The organism is Paraburkholderia caledonica NBRC 102488 (assembly GCF_000685095.1).
GTDB classification, from domain to species: domain Bacteria; phylum Pseudomonadota; class Gammaproteobacteria; order Burkholderiales; family Burkholderiaceae; genus Paraburkholderia; species Paraburkholderia caledonica.
Map to the genome: position 1 here is coordinate 305,348 of NZ_BAYE01000001.1, position 24,506 is coordinate 329,853.

General features: G+C 63.3%; 23 protein-coding genes. 4 read left to right on the forward strand and 19 right to left on the reverse strand.

Annotation, left to right across the window (positions count from 1 at the left end; translation table 11 throughout):
• Window positions 1-19: 19 nt before the first annotated feature.
• The 3 genes from BCA01S_RS01465 to ndk form a co-directional block, all read right to left on the reverse strand.
• Complete coding sequence (locus BCA01S_RS01465) at window positions 20-1,108, reverse strand: helix-turn-helix domain-containing protein (protein ID WP_027775403.1); 1,089 nt, start codon at window positions 1,106-1,108, stop codon at window positions 20-22.
• A 216-nt stretch (window positions 1,109-1,324) separates the two neighbouring features.
• Complete coding sequence (rlmN, locus tag BCA01S_RS01470) at window positions 1,325-2,476, reverse strand: dual-specificity RNA methyltransferase RlmN (RefSeq protein ID WP_027775404.1); 1,152 nt, start codon at window positions 2,474-2,476, stop codon at window positions 1,325-1,327.
• A gap of 160 nt (window positions 2,477-2,636) precedes the next feature.
• Window positions 2,637-3,062: a nucleoside-diphosphate kinase gene (ndk, locus tag BCA01S_RS01475; protein ID WP_013338797.1), complete on the reverse strand. Its 426-nt coding sequence runs from the start codon at window positions 3,060-3,062 to the stop codon at window positions 2,637-2,639.
• Between the two features lie 319 nt (window positions 3,063-3,381).
• Here ndk and BCA01S_RS01480 point away from each other — a divergent pair, with 319 nt between their 5' ends.
• Window positions 3,382-4,080 (forward strand): Bax inhibitor-1/YccA family protein, encoded by a 699-nt coding sequence (locus tag BCA01S_RS01480; RefSeq protein WP_020065536.1) that lies wholly within the window; start codon window positions 3,382-3,384, stop codon window positions 4,078-4,080.
• A 116-nt stretch (window positions 4,081-4,196) separates the two neighbouring features.
• Here the strand turns inward: BCA01S_RS01480 and BCA01S_RS01485 are convergent, their stop codons facing one another.
• The 10 genes from BCA01S_RS01485 to BCA01S_RS34310 form a co-directional block, all read right to left on the reverse strand.
• The gene (locus tag BCA01S_RS01485; protein WP_027775405.1) at window positions 4,197-4,970 is read right to left on the reverse strand and encodes an MBL fold metallo-hydrolase; all 774 of its coding nucleotides are present in this window, start codon (window positions 4,968-4,970) and stop codon (window positions 4,197-4,199) included.
• 6 nt (window positions 4,971-4,976) lie between these two features.
• Window positions 4,977-6,116 (reverse strand): NlpB/DapX family lipoprotein, encoded by a 1,140-nt coding sequence (bamC, locus tag BCA01S_RS01490; protein WP_027775406.1) that lies wholly within the window; start codon window positions 6,114-6,116, stop codon window positions 4,977-4,979.
• Window positions 6,117-6,240: 124 nt separating this feature from the next.
• The gene (gene dapA, locus BCA01S_RS01495; protein ID WP_020065533.1) at window positions 6,241-7,167 is read right to left on the reverse strand and encodes a 4-hydroxy-tetrahydrodipicolinate synthase; all 927 of its coding nucleotides are present in this window, start codon (window positions 7,165-7,167) and stop codon (window positions 6,241-6,243) included.
• A 43-nt stretch (window positions 7,168-7,210) separates the two neighbouring features.
• Entirely contained in the window at window positions 7,211-7,807 is a 597-nt protein-coding gene (locus tag BCA01S_RS01500; protein WP_027775407.1) for a class I SAM-dependent methyltransferase, read from the reverse strand.
• Between the two features lie 17 nt (window positions 7,808-7,824).
• On the reverse strand, window positions 7,825-9,027 hold the full coding sequence (locus BCA01S_RS01505) for a tryptophan--tRNA ligase (RefSeq protein WP_027775408.1): 1,203 nt from the start codon (window positions 9,025-9,027) through the stop codon (window positions 7,825-7,827).
• Window positions 9,028-9,033: 6 nt separating this feature from the next.
• Complete coding sequence (locus BCA01S_RS01510; protein ID WP_020065530.1) at window positions 9,034-9,696, reverse strand: site-2 protease family protein; 663 nt, start codon at window positions 9,694-9,696, stop codon at window positions 9,034-9,036.
• A 47-nt stretch (window positions 9,697-9,743) separates the two neighbouring features.
• Window positions 9,744-10,379 carry an L-threonylcarbamoyladenylate synthase gene (locus tag BCA01S_RS01515; protein WP_027775409.1) on the reverse strand — a complete coding sequence of 212 codons (636 nt, stop codon included), beginning with the start codon at window positions 10,377-10,379 and terminating at the stop codon, window positions 9,744-9,746.
• A 109-nt stretch (window positions 10,380-10,488) separates the two neighbouring features.
• Window positions 10,489-11,319: a 3',5'-nucleoside bisphosphate phosphatase gene (locus BCA01S_RS01520; RefSeq protein ID WP_027775410.1), complete on the reverse strand. Its 831-nt coding sequence runs from the start codon at window positions 11,317-11,319 to the stop codon at window positions 10,489-10,491.
• Window positions 11,320-11,434: 115 nt separating this feature from the next.
• Window positions 11,435-12,319, reverse strand: a complete 885-nt coding sequence (locus BCA01S_RS01525; RefSeq protein WP_027775411.1) for an alpha/beta fold hydrolase — start codon at window positions 12,317-12,319, stop codon at window positions 11,435-11,437.
• Between the two features lie 80 nt (window positions 12,320-12,399).
• Entirely contained in the window at window positions 12,400-13,323 is a 924-nt protein-coding gene (locus BCA01S_RS34310) for a ferritin-like domain-containing protein (RefSeq protein ID WP_042317854.1), read from the reverse strand.
• A gap of 221 nt (window positions 13,324-13,544) precedes the next feature.
• Between BCA01S_RS34310 and BCA01S_RS01535 the strand changes: the two genes are divergently transcribed.
• From BCA01S_RS01535 to BCA01S_RS01545, 3 genes are all read left to right on the forward strand, one after another.
• Window positions 13,545-14,069 carry a gamma carbonic anhydrase family protein gene (locus BCA01S_RS01535; protein ID WP_027775412.1) on the forward strand — a complete coding sequence of 175 codons (525 nt, stop codon included), beginning with the start codon at window positions 13,545-13,547 and terminating at the stop codon, window positions 14,067-14,069.
• Window positions 14,070-14,143: 74 nt separating this feature from the next.
• Complete coding sequence (gene hslO / locus BCA01S_RS01540) at window positions 14,144-15,091, forward strand: Hsp33 family molecular chaperone HslO (protein WP_027775413.1); 948 nt, start codon at window positions 14,144-14,146, stop codon at window positions 15,089-15,091.
• A gap of 214 nt (window positions 15,092-15,305) precedes the next feature.
• Window positions 15,306-15,689, forward strand: coding sequence for a hypothetical protein (locus tag BCA01S_RS01545; protein ID WP_027775414.1), 384 nt, complete (start codon window positions 15,306-15,308; stop codon window positions 15,687-15,689).
• A 158-nt stretch (window positions 15,690-15,847) separates the two neighbouring features.
• On the opposite strand, the gene ftsB is transcribed toward BCA01S_RS01545, so the two are convergent.
• The 6 genes from ftsB to BCA01S_RS01575 form a co-directional block, all read right to left on the reverse strand.
• Window positions 15,848-16,279, reverse strand: a complete 432-nt coding sequence (gene ftsB, locus BCA01S_RS01550; protein WP_027775415.1) for a cell division protein FtsB — start codon at window positions 16,277-16,279, stop codon at window positions 15,848-15,850.
• A gap of 117 nt (window positions 16,280-16,396) precedes the next feature.
• Window positions 16,397-17,680, reverse strand: a complete 1,284-nt coding sequence (eno, locus tag BCA01S_RS01555; protein WP_020065521.1) for a phosphopyruvate hydratase — start codon at window positions 17,678-17,680, stop codon at window positions 16,397-16,399.
• A gap of 269 nt (window positions 17,681-17,949) precedes the next feature.
• On the reverse strand, window positions 17,950-18,804 hold the full coding sequence (gene kdsA / locus BCA01S_RS01560) for a 3-deoxy-8-phosphooctulonate synthase (protein WP_020065520.1): 855 nt from the start codon (window positions 18,802-18,804) through the stop codon (window positions 17,950-17,952).
• Window positions 18,801-20,474: a CTP synthase gene (pyrG, locus tag BCA01S_RS01565; protein WP_027775416.1), complete on the reverse strand. Its 1,674-nt coding sequence runs from the start codon at window positions 20,472-20,474 to the stop codon at window positions 18,801-18,803. The genes kdsA and pyrG overlap by 4 nt, the downstream gene beginning before the upstream one ends.
• 121 nt (window positions 20,475-20,595) lie before the next feature.
• Window positions 20,596-21,399, reverse strand: a complete 804-nt coding sequence (locus BCA01S_RS01570; protein ID WP_027775417.1) for an alpha/beta fold hydrolase — start codon at window positions 21,397-21,399, stop codon at window positions 20,596-20,598.
• Between the two features lie 257 nt (window positions 21,400-21,656).
• Window positions 21,657-24,443 (reverse strand): DNA internalization-related competence protein ComEC/Rec2, encoded by a 2,787-nt coding sequence (locus BCA01S_RS01575; RefSeq protein WP_027775418.1) that lies wholly within the window; start codon window positions 24,441-24,443, stop codon window positions 21,657-21,659.
• Window positions 24,444-24,506: the final 63 nt, after the last annotated feature.

Below are 24,506 nucleotides of genomic sequence, written 5' to 3' on the forward strand. Positions count from 1 at the left end.
GCGGCGCACACCGTCTGTATCAAGGCAGCGCAAAGCGCGCCACATTGCCTTTCGCCGCCGCATATTTCGACGGATCGACCGGCTGACCGTCCAGCGTCAACGACTCAAGACCGGCCTTGTTGCCGACCGTGACCTTGAAAGGCGCCTCGCCCGTCACTTCCTTTGTATCGCCAGCATGCACGAGGCCGGAGAATACTTCTTTGCCGTCCTTGCCGCGCACACTGAACCAGCTATCTTTGGTCACGCGCAGCGCGATGATTGCGGACCCCGCGACCGGCGCTGATGCTGTCGCCGCTACCTTCGTCGAGTCACCGGCGACAACCGCCGGAGCGCTAGCAGCAGGCGCCGCCGTCACGGGCGGCGCGGAAGCCGGCGCGGTGCCGGCCGCGAGCGGCACGGGCATCGGCGTAGCCGACGCCCCGCTCTGGCCGGCAGCCTGCGCCTCGGACTCGGACGCAGCCTCTTGCGAAATTGCTTCTGAACCCGCTGCCGGGCCTTGCGCGACAGTGCCCGACGCGCCCGTGGCGCCACCGGCGCCACCATTCGCGCTCGCCTTCAGGCGCGCGAGCCATGCCGTCGAATCGCCCCCATTGGTGTGCCACATGGCGAGCGAAATCACCGCGACGATCACAGCCGCCACGCCCCATAACCACGAGCGGCTTTTTTGTGCGCCGCCGCCAAGCGACAGCGACACACGGCCGCGCGGCAAGTCTTTGCCGGAAGATGCGGGCATTGATAGATCCGGCGCGGCCACACCCTTCTCGCGGCGCAATGCCTGCGTGAACGGAGCAGGATCGGCGCCGAGCATCTTGGCGTAGCTGCGCACCACGCCGAGAGCGAAAGTGGTGTCCGGCAAGTGGCTGATGTCGCCCGATTCGAGCGCGCGCAACTTGGCAGGCGCCACTTTCAGCCGGGCCGACACGTCTTCGATCGACCAACCCTTCGACTCGCGCAGTTGCGTCAAGCGCGCGCCAACCGCCGCAAGCGAGTCGAGGCCCGGCTGAGCAACAGGCTGTACGACAGGCTGCAGCGCCGCCCGCGGGGCAGATGCCGGGTGGCTCTCATTCGTGTCTGTGTCCTGCGGCTGCGGGTGCTGCGGCTCACTCATCCCAAATCCTTTCGCGTCGATTCTTTTTCACTCGTGCGACCGGACCGGTCCAAACTTCATGTCCGAATCGCAGACCGTTTATAACAAAATGCGCGGCCTCATGTGCCGCTTCCGATCGATTCTGCAAACTTTCTTTTCAATCGCCGGCATGCCTGGCGCCTTAGAGTATTGACGGGCGTCGCGCGCCCTAATACCCGCAGGCGCCGCCCTTGCGACCTATACGGCACGAACTTCAATGATCTTCGCTGCCTTCCCGGTGCGCTCAGCAAGGCGCGTGCGGTCTTTCACCGCACCGGCCAACTGACCGCAGGCAGCGTCGATATCATCGCCGCGTGTTTTGCGCACCGTGGTGACGACGCCCGCGTCCATCAGCACTTGTGCAAACCGCTTGATCTGTTCCTGTTTCGAGCGCACGAGGCCCGACTCGGGGAACGGATTGAACGGAATAAGGTTGAACTTGCATGGCACGTCGCGTGTGAGCGCCAGCAGCTCGCGCGCTTGCGCTTCACTGTCGTTCACGCCGTCGAGCATGCAATATTCGAAAGTAATGAAATCCCGCGGCGCGACTTTCAGATAGCGCTGGCAAGCTGCCATCAATTCGTGCAGCGGATACTTTTTGTTCAGCGGCACCAGCATGTCGCGCAACGGATCGCTCGGCGCATGCAATGAAACAGCCAGCGCAACGGGCAGATCGGCGCCAAGCCGGTCCATCATGGGCACGACGCCCGAGGTCGACAGCGTTACGCGGCGGCGCGACAAGCCGTACGCGTTGTCGTCGAGCATCAGGCGCATGGCAGGCACGACCGCGTCGTAGTTCAGGAGCGGCTCGCCCATGCCCATCATCACGACATTCGTGACGACGCGCTCACCTTTGCCGTCGCCACCCGAGGCGCGACCGCCGCCCCCCCCGCGCGACGCCCGCAGCGCGAACTCGGCCATGCGCAACTGGCCGATGATCTCGCCAGTCGTGAGATTGCGGGAAAAACCCTGCTTGCCAGTCGAACAGAAGCGGCAGTTCACCGCGCACCCCGCTTGCGACGACACGCATAGCGTGCCGCGAGTTTCTTCCGGGATAAAAACGGTTTCGACTGCGTTGCTGTTGCCGACGTCGATCAGCCACTTGCGTGTGCCGTCGGTCGAAATATGGTCGCTGACGATGCCCGGCATCGAGATCGTAGCGCGGCCTTTCAGCTTTTCGCGCAAGGACTTCGCGAGATCGGTCATGCCGTCGAAGTCTGCAGCGTTGTACTGGTGGATCCAGCGCTGCAATTGCTTGGCGCGAAACGGCTTCTCGCCCAGGCCGTCGCAATAGGCGACGAGCCCTTGGGCGTCGAGGTCGAGAAGGTTGACGGTGGAACTGCTCGTCATATCGAATCCTGCCATTTCAGTGCGAGACTGCGTTCATGCAACAAGCTGCATGAACGCAAAGCCGTTCGCGCCCATCCCTGCTGCTTTTACCTTACTACTTTGCCCAGCGATTCGTGTGACTAAACGAAACCGGCTGCACCACCGCCGGGGCAATCCAGCATTAGCGCGAGTAGACGTTCACTTGGGGGAAGAAAAATGCAATTTCAACTGCAGCAGTTTCAGCGGCGTCGGAGCCGTGCACCGCGTTTGCGTCGATGCTGTCGGCGAAGTCAGCGCGAATCGTGCCCTTTTCCGCCTTTTTCGGGTCCGTTGCACCCATCAGGTCACGGTGCTTCAAGATAGCGTTTTCGCCTTCCAGCACCTGAACGACCACCGGGCCCGAAATCATGAATTCGACCAGGTCCTTGAAGAAAGGACGTGCAGCGTGCACCGCGTAGAACTTCTCAGCGTCGGCGCGCGACAGATGAACCATGCGGGAAGCCACGATCTTCAGGCCAGCGTTTTCGAAACGGCTGTAGATCTGGCCGATCACATTCTTGGCCACTGCGTCCGGCTTGATAATCGACAGGGTGCGTTCGATCGCCATAAAAACTCCAAAAAATTAAGAGGTTACAGATTCAAATGAATCCGCTATTGTAGCATGTTCCCGTGTATGATTGCGATTGAACCCTTACAGCATTGAAAGACTCAAAGCAGAGGTTTCGGAATACTGGTAGCGTAGGCCTCGTGAGCTTTTTTAATGCACTCCAAGTTGGGTGACGGCATTGAAACTCCCTGCCACCGCACCGATCTTAGGAACGGGTAGTCCGCAACCGGGGCGAAAAGCTCCGGCAGGGCCCGCTGCAAGAGCGCTGGATAAACCGCTGATACCACCACGCAACACGCTTCTGACGTAAGGAGAGACCATGAACGATCATCCGTATAGCTTTGGCCGCACTGGCGCGGTCAGCACGGTGGAAACGCGTAACCGCGTGCTACGAAACACCTACTGGCTGCTCGCGCTGTCCATGATTCCGACAGTGCTCGGCGCGTGGGTAGGCCTCGCCACCGGGTTCTCGCTGTTCGCCGCTACAAGTCCTGCCATGAGCATGCTGGCGTTCTTCGCGATCGCCTTCGGCTTCATGTTCGCGATCGAGAAAACGAAGGAGAGCGCTGCCGGCGTGTTCGTGCTGCTCGGCTTCACGTTCTTCATGGGCTTGATGCTGTCGCGCATTCTTGGCTTCGTGCTGGGTTTCTCCAACGGCCCGTCGCTCATCATGCTCGCCTTCGGTGGCACTGGTGTGATTTTCGCGTCGATGGCAACCATTGCGACCGTCAGCAAGCGCGACTTCTCCGGTCTCGGCAAGTGGCTCTTCATGGGCGTGATCGTGCTGCTGCTGGCGTCCGTCGCGAACGTGTTCCTGCACCTGCCTGCTTTGATGCTCACGGTTTCCGTCATGGCCATCGTGATTTTCTCGGCGTACATGCTGTTCGACGTCCAACGCGTCGTGAACGGCGGTGAGACGAACTACATCACGGCAGCGCTCGCGATCTATCTCGATCTGTACAACGTGTTCGTGAACCTGCTTGCGCTGCTCGGCATCTTCGGCGGCAACCGCAACTAAGTTCTACGCGTCGAACCAGGCGCAGTATTGCTTGGCCCCGCTAGCCGCCGCGCCGTAGAAAAAGCCCATAACGATTGCTCGTTATGGGCTTTTTTCGTTGGGCAATACGGCAACGCTCACAAATCCAGCCACTCAAACCCTTCGGCCTGCGAGGCCACAACGACGTCAGTCGGCGCTGCGCCCAGCACGCTTGCCATGGCAGCCCGCGCCAGTTCCGGCAGATTATTCTGCTGACTTAAGTGTGCGGCCACCAGATGGCGCAGTTTGGAGCGATCGAGCGAGGCCAGAATTTCAGCTGCGGCGTCGTTGTTCAAATGCCCATGATTGCCGCCGATGCGCGCCTTCAGCGATTGCGGATAGCGGCTGCCGGCCAGCATCCGCACGTCGTGATTGCATTCGAGCACGAGCGCGTCGCAACCGCTCAACACGGAACTGATATGCGGCGTGGAAGTGCCCACATCCGTCAGTACGCCAAGGCGGCTCGCGCCATTTGAGAACACGTATTGCAACGGCTCGCGGGCGTCGTGAGGAACCGTGTACGGAAGAACGCTCAAGTCGCCGATCGCCACAGCCTCATCGCCCCACAGCACCTGCAGATCGACATTGGCCTCATCGGCGCCCACTGCGCGGGCGGTGCCCCAACTCATGTACAGCGGAATCGACCACTTGCGCGCCAGTGTCAGCGCGCTGCCGATATGGTCGCTGTGTTCGTGAGTGATCAGGATAGCGTCGAGACCTTCGGCGCTACAGCCGAGCCGCGTCAGGCGCCGTTCGACTTCCTTGGCGGAAAAGCCGCAGTCGAGCAGCACGCGCGTGGTGGTCGCGCCGCTTCGCGCTTCCACCAACAATGCGTTGCCCTCACTGCCACTGCCAAGACTTGCGAATCGCACAGCCCGTCAGTTCAGTTGCGCGTGCAGGAGCGTCACGATGCGCTGCGCGTCGGATGAATTGTCGATCTGCCCGTTCGCATCGAGCACTGCCACTTGCGTCACCGTGTCACCCTTCGAGCGCACGTTGACGAGGAACTCCTGCCCCGGTTTTTTCGACGAATTGCCGCTGTAGAACAGCTTGCCGAAAAGCCCTTCTTTCTTCAGTTCCTGCATCGAATCAGCGTAGCGCACGTAGTAAATGCCCTTCGCGCGGTCGCGGTTGTCCACAGTGAAATTCGTGCGGTCAAGCGCGAGGCCGACGCGCAGCCATGCGCGGTCGAACGATTCCTGCAGATCCAGCGTGGAAGTGCCCGCGCTCTTGTCGAGCGTAGCCGGCGCAGTTGCCGGGTGCGCCTCCGTCAGCAGTTGCTTCGACTGTGCTTCGGTCAGGCCGAATTTCTGCATCAGCTTGGTCAGAAACAGCGCTTCCAGCGCCGGATCGCGCGGACGCTCTTCCCAACGCGACGATGTCTTGTCCTGCCCCGTCAACACCTCTTCCATTGCGCTGTGTGTGACGGAAATGTCGGTTGTGTCTGACGGACCACGCGACACGAGCGTGCGGAAACTGTCACGGGTGCCCGACGAATAAGCGAAGTCGATCACCTTGCCCACCGTACGGCGGAACCAGTCGTCGGGAATGTTGGCGCGATTTTCAGCCCAGTCGGTCACCATGATGCCGGTGGCCGGCGCGTCGGTTTTCAGCGCGAAACCGTTCTCCTGCCAGAACTCCTGCAACTGCGGCCAGAGTTGTTCCGGCGAGCGGCCGTCGACCACCAGCCAGCGGCGGTCGCCGTCGCGCTCGATGTGCATGCCATACGGGTCCTGCGCGGTCGGCTGGCCTTCGGTGGAATTGCCGGCAGCCGTAACCGCGCGCTGCGTGGCGCCACCGAGCGCCAGATTAGCCGGAGGTGCAACATAGCGCTGGTCGGTCGGCGTGGTGGTCAGATCGCCGGGCACGGCGAGCGGCGGCGCACTGCCTGCGCCTTTGTAATTCACGCGATCGGAGGCGAACCAGTCGTTCAGGGTGTCACAGCCGGCGAGCGTCACCAGGGCAAGCGTCAGCGCCGCCATGCGGGTTGCGTGGAGGGAAAGTGCGGAACGTTTCATGAGGTCCTTCGTGATGCTGGAACGCGGTGCCTGGTTCTGTGTGCCGGGAACGTGGGCTGGATCGACGTCGGTTAAGGGAATGCCAGTGGACTGGGTGAGCGCCGAGGGTACGCGGACGGGCCGCCTAGCCGAGCAGGCCCGCTTCGCGCAGCGCGCCGCGCACCACTTCATGGTATTGCGCGTCGAGCGGCGTAAGCGGCAGGCGGATTCCGCCCTGCACACGACCCAATTGCTGCAGTGCCCATTTCGCGGGAATCGGATTCGATTCAATGAACAGGTTCTTATGCAGCGACAGGAGCTTCAGATGAATTTCGCGGGCTGTCTTTGCATCCGCAGCCAGCGCGGCCTTGCACAGTTCGCTCATGGCGCGCGGCGCGACGTTCGCGGTAACCGAGATATTGCCGTGACCGCCGAGCAGCATCAACGCGATCGCCGTAGGGTCGTCGCCGCTGTAGATGCCGAAGTGAGCCGGTGCCGACTTGATCAGATGCGCGGCCCGATCGATATTGCCCGTCGCTTCTTTGACACCGATGATGCCCGGCACCTGCGCGCAACGCAGAATCGTCTCGTTGCTCATGTCCGCGACCGTGCGGCCCGGCACGTTGTACAAAATCACCGGAAGGTCTACCGTTTCGGCGATTTTTGCGAAATGGCGATAGATGCCTTCCTGGGTCGGCTTGTTGTAGTACGGCACGACCTGCAGCGTGGCGTCAGCCCCCACTTCCTTCGCCTGGCGCGTGAGTTCGATAGCCTCAGCAGTCGAGTTGCCGCCCGAGCCCGCGATCACCGGAATCCGGCCCGCTGTGTGCTCCACCGCAGTCTTGACCATGAGCACGTGCTCTTCGACCGACAACGTAGCCGACTCGCCGCTCGTGCCGACGACCACGAGCGCATTCGTGCCTTCCGCGACGTGCCAGTCGATCAGTTTGCGAAATGCCGGCAGATCTAGGCTGCCGTCTTCGAGCATCGGGGTGATGATGGCAGGAATGCTGCCGCGAATCTGAACGCCGTCGTTGCCGCGCGGGTTGCCGGATTGATTGCCGTTAGTCATGAAACGCCAAGAATTTGATCAGGTAAACCGCGATTGTAGCGGATTAGCCGGGCAACTCGTAACAAGGCGGGGGCGCCGCCTGTGCGGAGTCGTCAGAGCAATCCGCCTCCAGAATTGCGCAGATGCGCTGGACGTAAGCCGGGCGTGGCTGCGAGACAAACCCGTCCTGAAAGGCCACCACCCGCAACCGGGCGCGCACCACGTCGAGCAACTCGCCAGGCGCGAGCAGGAACGCGGGATTAGAGGGCTTGCCCACTCTTTCGTTTCCTTGCGCGAACGTCTCGTAAATCAGTACGCCGCCGGGCGCGAGCGAGCGCATCAGCTGGGGAAAAAGCGGCCTGTGCAGATAGTTCGTGACGACCACCGCGGCGAACCGTGCGTCCGCTGCCAAAGGCCAAGGCGCGTTTTCGATGTCGGCCATGACCGGCGTAACGAGCGGCTCGTCGGCCAGCGCGTTCAGCGCGGCCGCGTCGCGGTCGATTGCCGTTACCGGATGGCCGAGCGACGCAAAAAAGCGCGCGTGCCGCCCCGCGCCAGAAGCGACGTCGAGCACCGCACCGTGCGCCGCGACCAGATGCGCCCACTGACGCACCCAGCGCGACGGCTCGCCCAATCCATGCAAGACAGCGGTCGTGCTCATCGCTTTGACGCAGTCGTTCAGTTGTACGACAGGCCCATGGCCTCGCGCACGTCGCGCATCGTTTCCGTGGCGAAGCGGCGGGCCTTGTCACAGCCGTCGGCGACGATCGCGCGCAGCAGCGACGGATCGTCCATGTACTTCTGCGCGCGTTCGAGCATCGGCTGCTGTTCGCGCAGGATGCCTTCGATCACCGGCTGCTTGCATTCGAGACAGCCAATGCCCGCCGAGCGGCAACCTTTCTGAACCCACTCGTGCGTGGCTTCGTCGGTATAGACCTGATGCAGTTGCCACACCGGGCACTTGTCCGGATCGCCCGGATCGGTGCGGCGCACGCGCGCCGGATCGGTCGGCATGGTGCGCACTTTCTTCGTGATGGTCTCGGCATCTTCGCGCAGACCGATCGTATTGCCGTACGACTTCGACATCTTCTGACCGTCGAGGCCGGGCATACGCGACGCTTCGGTCAGCATGGCCTGCGGCTCGACCAGGATGATCTTGCGCGAACCTTCCAGGTAGCCGAACAGACGCTCGCGGTCGTTCATCGACAGGCTCTGCGATTCCTGCAACATCGCGCGCGCCTGTTCGAGCGCTTCGTCGTCGCCGTCCTGCTGATAGGCGTTGCGCAGTTCGTGATAGAGCTTCGCGCGCTTGCCGCCGAGCTTCTTCGCGGCTTCGTTGGCCTTCTCTTCGAAGCCCGGTTCGCGGCCGTACAGGTAATTGAAACGACGCGCGATTTCGCGCGTCATTTCGACGTGCGGCACCTGGTCTTCGCCCACCGGCACGAGCGAGCCGCGGTACAGCAGAATGTCCGCCGCCATCAACACCGGATAGCCGAGGAATCCGTACGTGGACAAATCTTTGTCCTTCAGCTTTTCCTGCTGCTCCTTGTAGGTCGGCACACGTTCGAGCCAGCCGAGCGGCGTGCTCATGCCGAGCAGCAGCGCAAGCTCCGCATGCTCCGGCACCTTGCTCTGGATGAACAGCGTGGCCTGCGCCGGATCGATGCCCGAAGCGAGCCAGTCGATCAGTACGTCCCACACGTTCTTTTCGATCACCTCGGGCGTTTCGTAGTGAGTCGTCAGCGCGTGCCAGTCGACCACACAGAAGAAGCACGGGTACTCGGACTGCAGCCGCACCCAGTTTTTCAGCACGCCGTGATAGTGGCCGAGGTGCAGCGACCCGGTGGGCCGCATGCCGGAGAAGATACGGTCTGGGAACATGGTTATTTAGAAAAGCGAAACAAGTGGAGTCAGGATTGCGGTGATCGCGCTATAACCGAGGGTAACGAGCGGGCCGAGCCAGTAACGCGTCAGCGTGCCCGTCATGACCAGCGCCATGACGATGAAAAAGCCATACGGCTCGAGTCGCGACAACGTGATGGCCTGCCGCGGCGGCAATAGCGCCATCAGCACGCGGCCGCCGTCGAGCGGCGGCAGTGGAAACAGATTGAGCACGCCGAGCACGAGATTGACGCCGACGCCGGCGCCCGCCATGCGCGTGAAAAACGGTTCGTCGACGGCCATCACCGCGAGCGCTACGCCGAAGAGGCCCCAGATGAGCGCCTGCACGAAGTTGCACGCGGGACCGGCGGCGGCGACCCAGAGGCTCCCCCAGCGCGGATTGCGCAGGTTGCCGAAGGCGACGGGTACCGGCTTCGCGTAGCCGAACATGAACGCGCCGCTTGTCGCGAAGTAAAGCAGCAACGGAATCGCAATCGTGCCGAGCGGATCGATGTGCCGCATCGGATTGATGGAAACGCGGCCGAGCACATAGGCCGTGTTGTCGCCGAGCCAGCGCGCGACGTAACCATGCGCGGCCTCGTGCAGCGTGATCGCGAAAATCACCGGCAACGCGTAGACCGCGATGGTTTGTATCAGGGAAGAATCCATAACTCGCTATTGTAACAATGCGATAGCGTGCGTCTGTCCGCTTTCGCTCATGCCGTCTCTTCGAGACCGAATGGCGCGAGAGAACCGCGCCCTGCCCGCACCAGCACCGGCTCCTCGCCGGTCAGATCGATCACCGTGGACGGTTCGCACACGCAGGCGCCGCCGTCGATCACGAGATCCAGTTGCTTTTCCAGCCGCTCGCGAATTTCCTCGGGATCGTTCAGCGGCGCGGATTCCCCCGGCATTATCAGCGTGGAGCCGAGCAGCGGCTGGCCGAGCTCTCCGAGAATCGCGAGCGTGATCGCATGGTCCGGCACGCGCAGGCCGATCGTCTTGCGCGACGGATGCGACAGGCGCCGCGGCACTTCCTTGGTCGCCTGCAGCACGAAAACGTAGGGTCCCGGCGTCACGGATTTGATCAGCCGGTATTGGCGGTTGTCCACCATCGCGAAGTTCGCCAGTTCCGATAGATCGCGCACGAGGAGCGACAGCAGCTGCTTTTCATCCAGCCCGCGAATCCGGCGCAGGCGTTCGACCGCGTCCTTGTCGTCGAGATGACAGGCGAGCGCGTAACTGGAATCGGTCGGCAACGCGACTACGCCGCCGTCGTTGATGATCTGCACCGCCTGTTTGACGAGGCGCGGCTGCGGATTGTCTGGATGAAGCCGAAAGTATTGGGACATGGCGGCTAACGAAGGCTGAGGAGCGACGGCAAATTATGGCGAATCGGCGGGACGCGCGCGCAGACGGCCGGCTCCCGCACGCGACGTGCCGCATGGGCACGGCGCGCGTTCACAGCCAGCGTTCCCAGACGGGTTTGAGATCGGAGGGAAGCGGCGGCAACGTGCCGAGTTCGACGCGGCCCTCACCGGGCGCGTGGAAGTCGGAGCCACGCGACGCCTCGAAGCCGAAGCGGCGGGCCACGTCGGCGTATTCGCGGTATTGATCGGGCGTGTGGCTGCCCGTCACGACTTCGATCGCCTTGCCGCCGAGGTCGATGAATTCGGCGAAAAACGCGTCGAATTCGACCGGCGAGTACGCGTAACGACCCGGATGCGCGATGATCGCCTCGCCGCCCGCGGCCTTGATCCAGCCGACGGCGTCCGCCAGCTTCGCCCAGCGGTGCGATACATAGCCGGGCTTGCCGTCGCCCAGATAGCGGTTGAACACGTCTTGCGTGGAACTGGCGTAGCCGCTTTCGACCATGAAGCGCGCGAAATGGGTCCGCGAGATCATGTCCGGGTTCGACACGTATTTGAGCGCGCCCTGGTAAGCGTCGGGAATGCCGAGCGTGGCCAGTTGCTCGCCGATGGCTTCCGCTCGGGCGGCCCGCCCGTTGCGCGTGCGAGCAAGGCCGTCGATCAGCACGGAACTCGTGGGATCGATGCCGAGCCCGACGATGTGCACCGTACGCGCCGCCCAGGTCACCGAAATTTCGACGCCACTGACATAGCTCATGCCGAGTTCCCCGGCGGCTTCGCGCGCTTCGCGCTGGCCGGCCAGTTCGTCGTGATCGGTCAGCGCCCACAAGGTCACGCCCCCCGCATGCGCACGGCGCGCGACATCGGCCGGCGCAAACTGGCCGTCGGAAACGGTGGAGTGACAGTGGAGGTCGGCGTTCATCATGGTCTGGAGAAGGTTCTGCAGTCCATTTTACTGCAACGCAGTAAGTGGACGCAGGGCAATCTCGCGCCGCCGCTTTCCGCTGGCTTGCCGCGCGCCCCGGTTTGCCTGCGCGCTACGCGCAGAACCCCTCGATCAGCGCCGCCACCTGCTCCGGCTGGTCGTGGTGCACCATGTGCCCCGCCTCGTCGATGATCTTTTCGCGCCAGTCCGGAAACGCCTGGAAGCGCGCCTTGAATTCGTCAAGCGGGATTTCGCCGGCAATCGCGGCGAGCGTCGGCGAATGGGCAGCTTCGACGTGCAGCACTTTCGCGCTCACCTTGCGCCAGATGGCCATGACCTCGTCGAGCCGGTACAGCGTCGGGCCGCGCAGCTTGTGCGCCGGGTCGGCAAGCAGCATGAAACCCCCGTCGCCGTCGGGCTTCGACCAATGCTTCGCAAGAAACTGCGCACGCGCGGCGGCCAGACGTGGATTGGTCTTGACGAGGCGGCCGGCTACTTCATCGATCGACGCATAGCGCGTGAGCTGCGGTGGATCGCGCAACTCGTCGAGCCAGTTTTGCAGACGTTTCGGCGCTTGCGCCGCATGCGAAGGCGCAAGTCCAAAGCCCTCGAGGTCGACCACGCGACGCACTCGCTCCGGCCGCACGCCTGCGTACAGGCAGACGATATTCGCCCCAAGGCTATGCCCAACCAGATTGACCTGGCCGGTCGGCGCATAGTGATCGAGCAATGCGTCGAGATCGGCGAGGTAATCGTGGAACCAGTAGTGACCGCCGCCGCTTTGCGCCACCGGCCAGTCCGACAGGCCGAAGCCGCGCATGTCCGGCGCAATGACCTGCCAGTCGCCGCCCATTGCATCGACAACGAACTGGAATGAGGCCGCCACGTCCATCCAGCCGTGGAGCATGAACAGCGCCGGCGCGTCCGGGTTGCCCCAACGCCGCACGTGCAGACGAACGCCTCGCACGGCGACGAACTCGGAGCGGGAAGTGTTCATGATCGGTCACACAAAAAGAATGGTCGTTCGATTATAACGAGATAAGCGTATGGGGGACCTAAGCCGGGTCGAGGCAAACCTCAGTCTGGGGTTCCCTGATCGGTCTGCGCGCCGCCTGCGTCGATGCCCGACAACGCGGCTAGTTCGGCGAGTTCGGTGTCGTCGAAACCAGCGTCGCGGCGCGCCTCGAAATTGAACGGACCGCGCAATTTCGGCGCGTGATACTGCCCGGCGAGGCGCGTGTAAGTGGCGTGCGGATCCAGACCGGCCTCGTCGCACAGATAACGAAACCACCGGTTGCCGATCAGCACATGACCGATTTCGTCGCGCAGGATCACGTCGAGGATCGACGCCGACGCATGATCCCCCGCCTGCTGCAAGCGCGCGCGGATAGGCGGCGAGGCGTCGAGCCCACGGGCTTCCAGCGTGCGAGGAACCAGCGCCATGCGCGCGAGCACGTCGCCACGGGTGCGCTCACACATGTCCCATAGGCCGTCGTGCGCGGGAAAATCGCCATAGGCATGACCGTACTCGGCGAGCCGCGCCGTCAGCAGCGAAAAGTGATACGCCTCTTCGGCTGCGACCTTCAGCCAGTCCGTGTAGAAAGCGGCGGGCATGCCGGCGAAGCGCCAGACGGCGTCGAGCGCCAGGTTGATCGCGTTGAATTCGATGTGCGCGAGCGCGTGTAGCAGCACCGCTCGCCCTTGCGGCGATTGCATGCTGCGCCGCCCGAGCTTGCGGGGCTCGACGAGTTCAGGCCGGACGGGGCGGCCCGGAAGTCCGGGCGGTTCGTCCAGTTCGAGTTCCGCAGTGCATGGCGCGCTGCCGTCGATCACGGCGGCATACAACGCGCGCGCCGCGGCCGCCTTGGTGACCGGATCTGCTTCGCGCAGGGCGGCGAGCGCGGCGCTGCGCGCACACAGCGGCCGGCTTGTCGAGCCGGGCGCGGGCTCATCCACCGAACGGGACGGCGCAGAGGAAGCTGATGGGATGGCGGAAATCATCAGATGTGAATCGGTGAAGAAATGGCGAATGGTGACGAAGACGTGCTCGCGCAGGCGCGGAACGGTCTGGCGAGGCCTAAGCGTGACAACCACACAACCGTTTACAATACTCGATTCGACAATCGCGAGCGCCAGCCGCAACGACGAAGAGCCAACAGCCACGCATTGGCGCGGCCTCTTTTCGGGGCCGGCGTCCGGCGACCGATCCACGAGGAGACAACGTGACCATTTACAAGCTTGGCGACGCCGCACCGACCATCCATGAAAGCGTATTCGTCGCAGATTCCGCGACCATCATCGGCAATGTGACGCTCGCGGAAAATTCGAGCGTCTGGTTCGGCGCAACGCTACGCGGCGACAATGAGCCGATCACGTTGGGCGCGGGCAGCAACGTTCAGGAAAACGCGGTCCTGCATACCGACCCCGGCTTTCCGCTGACCATCGAGCCGAACGTCACGATCGGCCACCAGGTGATGTTGCACGGCTGCACGATCAAGGAAGGCTCGCTGATCGGAATTCAGGCGGTGGTCTTGAATGGAGCGGTAATCGGCCGCAACTGTCTGGTCGGAGCGGGCGCCATCGTGACCGAAGGCAAGGTATTTCCCGATAATTCGCTGATTCTCGGCGCGCCCGCCAAGGTGGTGCGCGAATTGACCGAGACGGATATCGCCAACATGCAGCGCGGCGCGGCAAGCTATGCCGAGCGCCGCGAGTATTTCAAGGCGCAGCTCGTGCGCATCGGCTGACCCGCCGGGCGCGCAGCGCGCACGGCGCCGGCACGGCATATCGTCGTGGCGCGCCATTCGACTGAGGAAAAGTTGTGAGCGACCAGTTGCAAAAATTCATGTTCAGCGCGGCGCCGGTGCGCGGCGAAATCGTTTCGCTGCGTAATACGTGGCAGGAAGTGCTGACGCGCCGCGAGTACCCGGCACCAGTGCGAACGATTCTCGGCGAGATGATGGCTGCGTGCGCGCTGCTGTCGGCGAATCTGAAATTCGACGGGACGCTGATCATGCAGATTTTCGGCGATGGCCCGGCCAAGATGCTGGTGGTTCAATGCAGCTCCGATCTGTCGATGCGCGCCACCGCCAAGCTTTCCGGCGACGAAGGCACGATCGGCGACAGCGCTTCTCTGGTGGAGCTGCTCAACGCAAGCGGCCACGGTCGCTGCGTGATCACGCTCGACCCGCGCGACAAGAAGCCGGGCCAGCAGCCGTATCAGAGCATCGTGCCGCTGTCGGGCGTCGACGGTCCGCTCAACTCTATGGCGGAAGTGCTCGAGCACTACATGCATCACTCCGAGCAGCTCGACACGCGCCTGTGGCTCGCGGCGAATTCCGAGCGCGCGGTCGGCATGCTGCTGCAAAAGCTGCCGGGCGACGGCGGTATCGTCCCGCATCCGGGCGAACTGGATGCAGACACGTGGGAACGCGTCTGCACGTTGGGCGGCACGCTGTCGCAAGACGAGCTGCTGAAGGAAGAACCGGAAACGGTGTTCCGACGGCTTTTCTGGCAGGAAAACGTTCAGCATTTCGAGCCGGCCGCCGCGCGTTTCGAGTGCACCTGCTCGCGCGAAAAAGTTGGCTCGATGCTGAAGATGCTCGGCCGCGAAGAGGTGGACAGCGTGCTCGAGGAGCGCGGCCACGTCGAAATTCATTGTGAATTCTGCAACCAGCGGTATGAGTTCGACCCGGTCGACGTGGCGCAACTTTTTCTCGTGAACGCACTCTCACAAGGTGTGACGCCGGCTGCTGGGCAACGGCACTGAAGCGACTGGCCAGGCGGGCGCTTTCCGCGCTCGCGGCGGCGTCCCAGGTTGACCTGAGCACGCGTGTCACCGCGGTTTTCATTACCATTGAGTGCGCGCCCCACCCCGGGCTTTTACAGACATAGGCGGCGCGGTATCTTTGACATTGTGAGGCTGCACCCCTCCGTGCCGCCGTACATGTTTTACTTAGGTATCCGACTGATCGAGACCGAACATGAGCATTTCCATCTCGCTGCTACGTCCCGCGCGCACGCGCGCCACCTTGACGGCGCTGGCGGGCGTCACTGCGTTGGCCGGTTGCATGATGGACCCGCCAGGACCCTCGCCCATTTACAGCCGGCTGCCCGCCGACCAGTCGGGCATGGCCAGCACCGCGCAACCGCTCACGCCCGCTGAGCGCGAGCGTTACAACGCAATCGATCAGCAGGTCATGGCCGAGCAAAACCAGGCAATCGCCGCCGAAAACGCCGCGCAGGCGTGGTCGCGCTACTACAGCCCGCCAGTGCCGGTGAGCGTTTACGGTAGCTACTACGGCGGTGGATGGGGGCATGGCTGGGGCACCGGCGTGGGCATTGGCTACGGCCCTTGGGGCTGGTGATTGACCGAGCGCGCTGAGTAGCGGCGGAACGCCGGAACGCCGGCGATCAAAGCGTTCCGGCCGCCGTTCCGACTGTTGAATGCTCGCTGATGTAAAAAAGGCGCGGGTCAATTGACACCGCGCCTTTTTTCGTTTCCCCATTGAAGCGCCGTCATCGCTCAGTGCGCGGGCTTCTTGTCTTTCGCTGGCTTGCCGCCGTGCTTGCGCTCTGGCTTCGCGCGTGACTCCGGATTCGGCACGACATGCAGCGGTGCCGACGAGACTTCGCCGCGAGTCGAGGTGGAAGCCGAAGGCGCGTTGGCCGTCGGCAAAGGTGCATTCGGCGAAACGAATTGCACGAACACTTCGCCGTCTTTGACCATGCCCATTTCGTAGCGGGCGCGCTCTTCGACGGCAGCGGTGCCGTTCTGCAAGTCCTGCACCTCGCCCTGAATTCGCTCGTTACGCAGTTTCGCGTCGGTATTCTTTTGCATCTGCTGCGCGAGCTGCTGCTGCAGTTCGTGCACGCGCAACCAGCCGCCATGGCCCCACCAAAGCGGATACTGGATCAACGCCAGCAGAACGATCAGTACAGCAGTGACGAGCCGCATGAAGTAAGCACAATAAATACGCGCCGCCCTGCGCTAAACGCAGGGCGGCGAGGTCAATCAGACACGAAGAAAAACCGGCTCATCGGTCAGCGCTAGAAACAGTCCAATCACAACGAATTAGCGCAGATTGTAGAACGCCGACTTGCCCGGATAGCTGGCGATATCACCGAGGTCTTCCTCGATGCGCAGCAACTGGTTGTATTTCGAGATGCGGTCCGAGCGCGACAGTGAACCCGTCTTGATCTGGCCGGCGTTCAGGCCCACGGCGATGTCCGCAATCGTCGAATCTTCCGTTTCGCCCGAACGATGCGAGATCACAGCCGTGTAGCCGGCCCGCTTCGCCATCTCGATCGCGGCGAAGGTTTCCGTCAGCGTGCCGATCTGGTTGATCTTGATCAGGATCGAGTTCGCGATGCCTTTCTCGATGCCTTCTTTCAGGATGCGCGTGTTGGTCACGAACAGGTCGTCGCCAACCAGTTGGATTTTCTTGCCGAGCTTGTCGGTCAGGAGCTTCCAGCCTTCCCAGTCGCTTTCGTGCATGCCGTCTTCGATCGAGACGATCGGGAACTTGTCAGCGAGCGTCGCGAGGTAGTCGGTGAATTCCGCCGACGACAGTTGCAGGCCTTCGCCCGCCAACTGGTACTTGCCGTCGTGGTAGAACTCGCTCGCCGCGCAGTCGAGCGCGAGCAGCACGTCTTCACCGGCGCGATAGCCCGCTTTTTCGATCGCTTGCAGGATGGTCGACAGGCATTCGTCGTTGCTGCCGAAGTTCGGCGCGAAGCCGCCTTCGTCGCCCACCGCCGTGCTCATGCCGCGGTCCGAAAGGATCTTCTTCAGCGCGTGGAACACTTCAGCGCCGCAGCGCAGTGCTTCGCGGAAGGTCGGCTGGCTGACCGGCACGATCATGAATTCCTGGATGTCCAGGCTGTTGTTCGCGTGCGCGCCGCCGTTGACGATGTTCATCATCGGCACCGGCAATTGCATCGCGCCCGAGCCGCCGAAGTAACGGTAGAGCGGCAGGCCGGCTTCTTCAGCGGCGGCCTTCGCGACGGCCATGGACACGGCCAGCATCGCGTTCGCGCCGAGGCGCGACTTGTTGTCCGTGCCGTCGAGTTCGAGAAGGGTCTTGTCGAGGAAAGCCTGCTCGGAAGCGTCGAGGCCCATGATCGCTTCGGAGATTTCGGTGTTGATGTGTTCGACTGCCTTCAGCACACCCTTGCCGCCGTAGCGGCCAGTTTCGCCGTCGCGCAGTTCGATCGCCTCGCGCGAACCGGTGGATGCGCCCGACGGCACTGCGGCGCGGCCCATGGTGCCCGACTCGAGCAGCACGTCGCATTCGACGGTGGGGTTGCCTCGCGAATCGAGAATCTCTCGACCGATGATATCTACGATAGCACTCATGGTTTCCTCAAGAAATGACGATGAATTCTTTACTGTGACACTGTATCTCGCAGGTCGATCAGAGTTAGCGGTTTAGCGCTCACCCCGTCCCTTACAGAGCACACGAATGCGGACCTAGCCTCGGCGCTCGTTCCGGTCCATGCGGAGCATGGTCTCCCGACAGACAACCTACGCGCCGATACGTTCGACCACCATTGTGCACGTTCGCCGCGCACTCCCACTTGAATGGGCGGTTCAAGACGCGAGCCAGCATGCGGCGAACGCCTGAATCAGTTGAAATCGCTTTCGAGGAACGGCGCGCGCTTGACGGCCTGATCGAGCGTGACAAGCGTCTCGAGCAGATCTGCCATGCGGTTGAGCGGCACCGCGTTCGGACCGTCCGATTTGGCCTGCGCCGGATTCGGGTGCGTTTCCATGAAGAGACCCGCGACGCCGACCGCGACCGCGGCACGCGCGAGCACTGGCACGAATTCACGCTGCCCGCCCGAACTCGTGCCCTGCCCGCCTGGCAACTGCACAGAATGCGTGGCGTCGAAAACAACCGGCGCATTCGTTTCACGCATGATGGCAAGCGAACGCATGTCGGACACGAGGTTGTTATAGCCGAACGACACGCCGCGCTCGCACGCCATGAAGCGGTCTTCCGACAGACCGGCCTCGCGTGCCGCGTCGCGAGCCTTGTCGATCACGTTTTTCATGTCGTGCGGCGCGAGAAACTGGCCCTTCTTGATATTGACCGGTTTGCCCGAGCGCGCGCACGCGTGAATGAAGTCAGTTTGACGGCACAGGAAAGCCGGCGTTTGCAGAACATCGACCACTGAGGCCACCTGTTCGATCTCGTGCTCCGCGTGAACGTCGGTCAGCACCGGCAGGCCGAGCTGACGCTTCACTTCCGACAGGATGCGCAATCCTTCGTCCATGCCCAGACCGCGAAACGATTTGCCACTACTGCGGTTGGCTTTGTCGTACGACGATTTGTAGATGAACGGAATGTTCAGCTTTGCGCAGATTTCCTTCAGCCGGCCCGCCGTGTCGATCGTCATTTGCTCCGATTCGACGACACAGGTGCCCGCGATCAGGAAAAACGGCTTGTCGAGCCCGATTTCGAAATCGCCCAGTTTCATGCTTTCTCCCCGACTTCGTTCGTGACGCGCGACTGCTGACGTGCGAGCGCAGCTTCGACGAACGACTTGAAAAGCGGATGGCCGTCACGCGGTGTGGACGTGAATTCCGGGTGAAACTGCACGCCGACGAACCACGGGTGCATGCTGCGCGGCAATTCCATCATTTCCGGCAGATCTTCGCTCGGAGTACGGGCACTGATGATGAGACCGCCGGCTTCGAGCTGGGGCACGAAGCGGTTATTGACTTCATAACGATGACGGTGACGCTCGTTCACATCCTTGCCGTAAATCTCTTCGGCCATGGTGCCGGGCTTGATCGGGCAACGCTGCGAACCGAGACGCATGGTGCCGCCGAGATCCGATTCTTCGGTGCGCTTTTCGACGCGGCCTTCGCGGTCGTACCACTCGGTGATCAGCGCGACAACGCGGTTTTCGGTTTCCTGATCGAACTCGGTGCTGTTCGCGTTTTTCAGCCCAACGACGTCGCGCGCAAACTCGATTACGGCCAGTTGCATGCCGAGGCAGATGCCGAGATACGGCACCTTCGCTTCTCGTGCATAGCGGATCGCCGCGATCTTGCCTTCGGTACCGCGACGGCCGAAGCCGCCAGGCACGAGCACCGCGTCGAGATGCTTGAGACTTTCGACGCCCTGCGTCTCGATCTCTTCAGAATCGATGTACTCGATGTTCACGCGCGTTGACGTATGCATGGACGCGTGGCGCAGTGCTTCGATCAGCGACTTGTACGACTCGGTCAGATCGACATATTTGCCGACCATGCCGATGGTGACCTCGTGTTCCGGGTTCTGCAGCTTCTCGACGAGGTCCGCCCACATGGACAGATCGGCGGGCTTCGGCGTGAGCTTCAACTCTTCGCAGATGATCGCGTCGAGACCCTGGTCGTGCAGCATCTGCGGAATCTTGTAGATGCTGTCCGCGTCCCACACCGAGATGACGGCGTCTTCCGGTACGTTGGAGAACATGGAAATTTTCGCGCGCTCGTCGTCCGGAATGCGGCGGTCGGCGCGGCACAGCAGCACGTGCGGAGAAATACCGATTTCGCGCAGCTTTTGCACGCTGTGCTGCGTGGGCTTGGTTTTCAGTTCGCCGGCCGTGGCGACCCAGGGCACCAGCGTGAGATGCACGAAGCACGCGCTGTTGCGGCCCATGCGCAGGCTCATTTGACGCGCGGCTTCGAGGAACGGCAGCGATTCGATGTCGCCCACCGTGCCGCCCACTTCGACGATAGCGACGTCCGGCTCGCCGCAGGTGGCCGACGCCGCGCCACGCTCGATAAACGCCTGGATTTCATTCGTGATGTGCGGAATAACCTGCACCGTCTTGCCGAGATAATCGCCGCGGCGTTCCTTGCGGATCACCGATTCGTAGATCTGGCCGGTGGTAAAGTTATTGGCCTTGCGCATCTTCGTGCTGATGAAGCGCTCGTAGTGGCCGAGATCGAGGTCGGTCTCCGCCCCGTCTTCCGTCACGAACACTTCACCGTGTTGGAACGGACTCATCGTGCCGGGGTCGACGTTGATGTAGGGATCGAGCTTGAGAAGGGTGACTTTAAGACCGCGCGATTCGAGGATCGCGGCGAGGGAAGCGGCGGCAATACCCTTGCCGAGGGAAGATACTACGCCGCCGGTGACGAAAACATATTTGGTCATCGCTGGATGCTCGCGGGAAAAACGGATTATACCGTAAAGCAGGGTCTCAACCCAGCAAAATGCGAGCGGCCCGGGCACGCATGCGCGCCGCGCAAACCACCGGTGACCGGCGCGCGCAGCGTCAGCCGCGCTGCACCAGTTCGCGCAACATCCGCTGCACGGCACGCGCGGTTTCGATCGGCTTTTCCATCGGAAAGAGGTGGCTGCCCTCGATCCATTCCACATGGCCGCCGGTAGCACGGCGCGTGGCGCGCAAGCCGACCTGACGGATTTCTCGCGACCGGGTGCCGGCGATGAATCCGACCGGCACCGGTGCGCCGCGCGCGAGTCGCGCGCCGAGCGTATGCGGCAAAGTCCGGTAGATCTGATATTCGATGCGGCGATCGAACGCGAGGCTGCGCGAGCCGTCGTGCGAAACCTGCGGAATGCCGAACTCGATGTAGTCGGACAGCATGCGCTCGTCCCAGCGCGCGAACGCGGGCTTCGAATGGAAATGGCGCCATGCCTCTTCGCGACTTGCCCAGTGCGTGCGGCGCTTGCGCGTGGCCGCTGCGGGCGACAGCCGCTCGTCGAGCCCGGTCCATTGCGACACGCGCAAAATGCTGCTGCGCCAGCCTGCGACCACGGGAGAATCGAGCATCACGACGCCCCTCACCCACTGCGGTTTCTTCAGCGCCGCCATCAGCGATACATAGCCCCCGAGCGAATGTCCGACGAGCCACACCGGCTGCTCGTAGGTCCGCCCGATGTCGTCGAGCAACTGCTCGACGAGATGCGGCCAGTCCTGAGTCACCGGATAGCGCGGATCGTGCCCGATGCGTTCGATGTGACGCACTTCGTAGTCGTCGGCGAGTTCCGCAAAAATCGTCCGGTATGTCGACGCTGGAAACCCGTTCGCGTGCGAGAAGTGAATGATGTTTTTCAACTGCGGCTATCTCCGTTCTGTTTATTCGCGGCGGGTGAAGCCTGGCGGTGTCTCGCGATGCTGAATGTTGCGGTGTGGCTGTAGCGGTGCGGTGTGGCGCTGTGGCGGTGCTCCGCTGTGAAGCTTGAGTACGATTGCCGTTGAGCGGCTTCGCTTTGCCGCCCGCTCATTGCCTCTCTTCTACGGCGCTCTCCGAGTTGCCTGCAGCGCTTCCTTTGTGGCTCTTTCCATTTGCGTAGCGTCAACCGGCGATCGGTTCAGCGATCCATCCAGTAACGCCGACGGGTGTCGCGATAACGCTCGATGGTCAGCGCGGTATCGCTTGCATGCGCACCTCGCCGCGTGGCGAAATCCGGGTCGACCAGGACGCGCACTGCGCCATCCGCATCGCTGCGTCCAAGTTCGATATGCCGCGCCGAATAGCGCGCCAGCACGCCCGCACTGGGATGATGAAACCGGTTGCGATAGCCTACCTGAAATAGCGCGACGAGCGGGTCGATAGAATCGAGGAACGGTTCAGTCGACGACGTCTTGCTGCCATGATGTGGGACCACCAGCACCTGAGCACGCAGCATCTCGCGATCGCGCGACAACAGCACGCGTTCGGCTGGGGCCTCGATGTCGGCGGTCAGCAGCGCAGCAAGGCTCGTGCGTTGCGCGTGCTCGTCGGGCGCGTCGGCCGACCGGCGATCTGCCGCGCTTTCCGCTCTGCTCTTCAGCGCACGATCCAATCTGCTGTCCGACGCATGCTCCTCCGCGCTGGCCGCTCCGCCGTCCTCCACGCCACTCGCCGCGCCCTTCAATGGCGAAGCTTGTCGCCTTCCCTCTCCCGGGTTCACAACTGCACCCGGCAACGTGCTCACGCGCAGCACACAGCAATGCGCGTTCGGCTTGCCCTGTAGCGGCCCGGCGTCGGGCCAGAGCATCGAAAATTCGACGCCGTCCCATCGCCAGCGCTGTCCCGCTGCACAGGGCAGCGTCTGCGCGCCCCGTTGCCTCGCATTCGCCCATAGCGCATTGGCCGGTGCGAGAGCGGCGACCATCTGGCGGACCTCGATCGCATCCAGCACGGCCGGCGCGCCTCCCGAGTGGTCCGAATCCGCGTGGCTAACAATCAGCGTGTCGAGGACGTTGACCCCGTGCGCCTGAAGATACGGCACGACGACTCGCTCACCGGCGTATGTCGACTCCGGGCCCGGCCCCGTGTCGAACAGCAGCACGTGGTGCGCCGTCTCGACCAGCACCGAAGTGCCCTGCCCAACGTCCAGCGCGGTCAGCCGGAAGCTGCCGTGGGGCGGCCCGGACGGCGCCGGCGCAAGCAGCGGCAACCACGCGAGCGGCGCCGCCCACCGCAGCGGCCAGCCGCGCGGTGCGAGGCACCACAGCACGCCGGCCGCGGCGGCAGCGAGCGTCCATCCGTCCGGCTGCGGCAGCCACCATAGCGCCCACCTGGGTCCGGAAAGCCATTGCAATCCGGCGATCATCACGTCGAGCAGCGCGTGCGCCGTACGCAACGCGTAGGCATCGAGCGGAGCGGGCAACACGACACCTGCCAGCACCGAAGGCGTGACGAGCAGGCTTACCCACGGAATCGCAAACGAGTTCGCGAGCGGCCCGATCAACGGAATCTGAGCAAACCAGTAGACCGTCAACGGCGCGAGCGCGACGGTGACAGCAAGCTGAACCTGCGCGGCGCCGCGCAGCCGTTCACCGAAAGCGCGAATCCGGCGCGCGGCAGCAGCACGCAGGCGCGACAATCGGCTGGGCGCGCCGCCCTGTTCGTCCGTCTCGCGCGTGCGCTGTTCGTGATTGTCCACGCGAGGCCGCCCCGACGTGGCGAAGAGAATCGCCGCCACCGCGCAGAACGACAACCAGAATCCCGCCGAGACAACCGCCCACGGATCGATCAGCAACACGAGCCCGAGCGCAGACGCGAGCACGGCCGAGCGCGGTACATTGCGCCCGCTGAGAGACGCGAGCGCCACGACGCCGGCCATCCACAGCGCGCGCTGCACGGGCACGTTGAAGCCGGCCAACGCAGCATGCAACGCGGCAAAGAGCGCGCCGCCAGTCACCGCGACGAATTGCGCGGGAACGTGCAGCGGCCAGTTGCGGCCGATCAATCCCGAGCGCCGCCAGCAGGCGCCGCAAACCCATGCCGCGAGGCCAGCGGCAAAGCCGATATGCAACCCCGAGATCGCCACCAGATGACTGGTGCCCGTGGCGCGCATCAACTGCCAGTCGGCGGCGCTCACTTCGTCCTGCGCGCCGATTGCCAGCGCGACGACGATGCCGCGATGAGGCGAGTCCGCCAGCACCGCGTCGATGCGCGCACGCAGCGCCGCGCGCCAGCGGTCCACCGTCACGCCGACGCCGCGCGCATCCGGGCGCAACCGCACGGCCTGCGTTGCCGCGCTCACGTACCCGGTGGCCCGCACGTTCCGCGCAAGCAACCCGGCTTCGGCGTCACGCACGCCGAAGTTCGCATTGCCATGCGGCCGTTTCAGACGCACACGCAGACGCCAGCGTTCACCAGGCTCAAGCGGCGGCGGTGGCGCTTCGTCGACGATCCAGGACAGTTGGACGACGCGCGGAAACCTGACCGGTTCGCCCGGTGCCGACTCAACGGCAAGCGCGTCCACCGACTCCACGTCGAAAAGAAAGCGAACGCCTTTATCGTCGCGCGCGGGCAATCCTTTGATGTTGCCGGTCAGCTCGATGTCGCGGCCTTCCCACGCAACCGGCAGGCTCGCCGCAAGCCGTGCTTCCGCACGCCACGCCGCGTAACCGAAGCCGACGCACCATGCCGCGCATGACAGCGCGCCCCAACCGGCGAATGAGCGCACACGTCGAAGCAGCCAACTGGAAAGCTCCCTCTGCTCGCGATCCGCGATGTGCGAACGCCCACGCAAGGCCCACACTGCGGCAGCCGCCGCCGCGCAGCCGAACGACACCAGCGCGCACCAGCCGCCCCAACCGGGCAATGCCGCCTGCCGCTGAAGCCAGACGATGCCCAACCCAAATCCACACCACCATGCGCGCATGCGCCCTCCGCCCGCCACCGGCTGTACGCGGGACGAGAAGACGCAACGCACGGCGCAACGCGC

What these genes read in the sequence shown, in the direction of transcription:
- BCA01S_RS01465 (WP_027775403.1), bottom strand. Translation starts at nt 1,108, where the DNA reads ATGAGTGAGCCGCAGCACCCGCAGCCGCAGGACACAGACACGAATGAG.
- rlmN (WP_027775404.1), bottom strand. Translation starts at nt 2,476, where the DNA reads ATGACGAGCAGTTCCACCGTCAACCTTCTCGACCTCGACGCCCAAGGG.
- ndk (WP_013338797.1), bottom strand. Translation starts at nt 3,062, where the DNA reads ATGGCGATCGAACGCACCCTGTCGATTATCAAGCCGGACGCAGTGGCC.
- BCA01S_RS01480 (WP_020065536.1), top strand. Translation starts at nt 3,382, where the DNA reads ATGAACGATCATCCGTATAGCTTTGGCCGCACTGGCGCGGTCAGCACG.
- bamC (WP_027775406.1), bottom strand. Translation starts at nt 6,116, where the DNA reads ATGAAACGTTCCGCACTTTCCCTCCACGCAACCCGCATGGCGGCGCTG.
- dapA (WP_020065533.1), bottom strand. Translation starts at nt 7,167, where the DNA reads ATGACTAACGGCAATCAATCCGGCAACCCGCGCGGCAACGACGGCGTT.
- BCA01S_RS01500 (WP_027775407.1), bottom strand. Translation starts at nt 7,807, where the DNA reads ATGAGCACGACCGCTGTCTTGCATGGATTGGGCGAGCCGTCGCGCTGG.
- BCA01S_RS01505 (WP_027775408.1), bottom strand. Translation starts at nt 9,027, where the DNA reads ATGTTCCCAGACCGTATCTTCTCCGGCATGCGGCCCACCGGGTCGCTG.
- BCA01S_RS01510 (WP_020065530.1), bottom strand. Translation starts at nt 9,696, where the DNA reads ATGGATTCTTCCCTGATACAAACCATCGCGGTCTACGCGTTGCCGGTG.
- BCA01S_RS01515 (WP_027775409.1), bottom strand. Translation starts at nt 10,379, where the DNA reads ATGTCCCAATACTTTCGGCTTCATCCAGACAATCCGCAGCCGCGCCTC.
- BCA01S_RS01520 (WP_027775410.1), bottom strand. Translation starts at nt 11,319, where the DNA reads ATGAACGCCGACCTCCACTGTCACTCCACCGTTTCCGACGGCCAGTTT.
- BCA01S_RS01525 (WP_027775411.1), bottom strand. Translation starts at nt 12,319, where the DNA reads ATGAACACTTCCCGCTCCGAGTTCGTCGCCGTGCGAGGCGTTCGTCTG.
- BCA01S_RS34310 (WP_042317854.1), bottom strand. Translation starts at nt 13,323, where the DNA reads ATGATTTCCGCCATCCCATCAGCTTCCTCTGCGCCGTCCCGTTCGGTG.
- BCA01S_RS01545 (WP_027775414.1), top strand. Translation starts at nt 15,306, where the DNA reads ATGAGCATTTCCATCTCGCTGCTACGTCCCGCGCGCACGCGCGCCACC.
- ftsB (WP_027775415.1), bottom strand. Translation starts at nt 16,279, where the DNA reads ATGCGGCTCGTCACTGCTGTACTGATCGTTCTGCTGGCGTTGATCCAG.
- eno (WP_020065521.1), bottom strand. Translation starts at nt 17,680, where the DNA reads ATGAGTGCTATCGTAGATATCATCGGTCGAGAGATTCTCGATTCGCGA.
- kdsA (WP_020065520.1), bottom strand. Translation starts at nt 18,804, where the DNA reads ATGAAACTGGGCGATTTCGAAATCGGGCTCGACAAGCCGTTTTTCCTG.
- pyrG (WP_027775416.1), bottom strand. Translation starts at nt 20,474, where the DNA reads ATGACCAAATATGTTTTCGTCACCGGCGGCGTAGTATCTTCCCTCGGC.
- BCA01S_RS01575 (WP_027775418.1), bottom strand. Translation starts at nt 24,443, where the DNA reads ATGCGCGCATGGTGGTGTGGATTTGGGTTGGGCATCGTCTGGCTTCAG.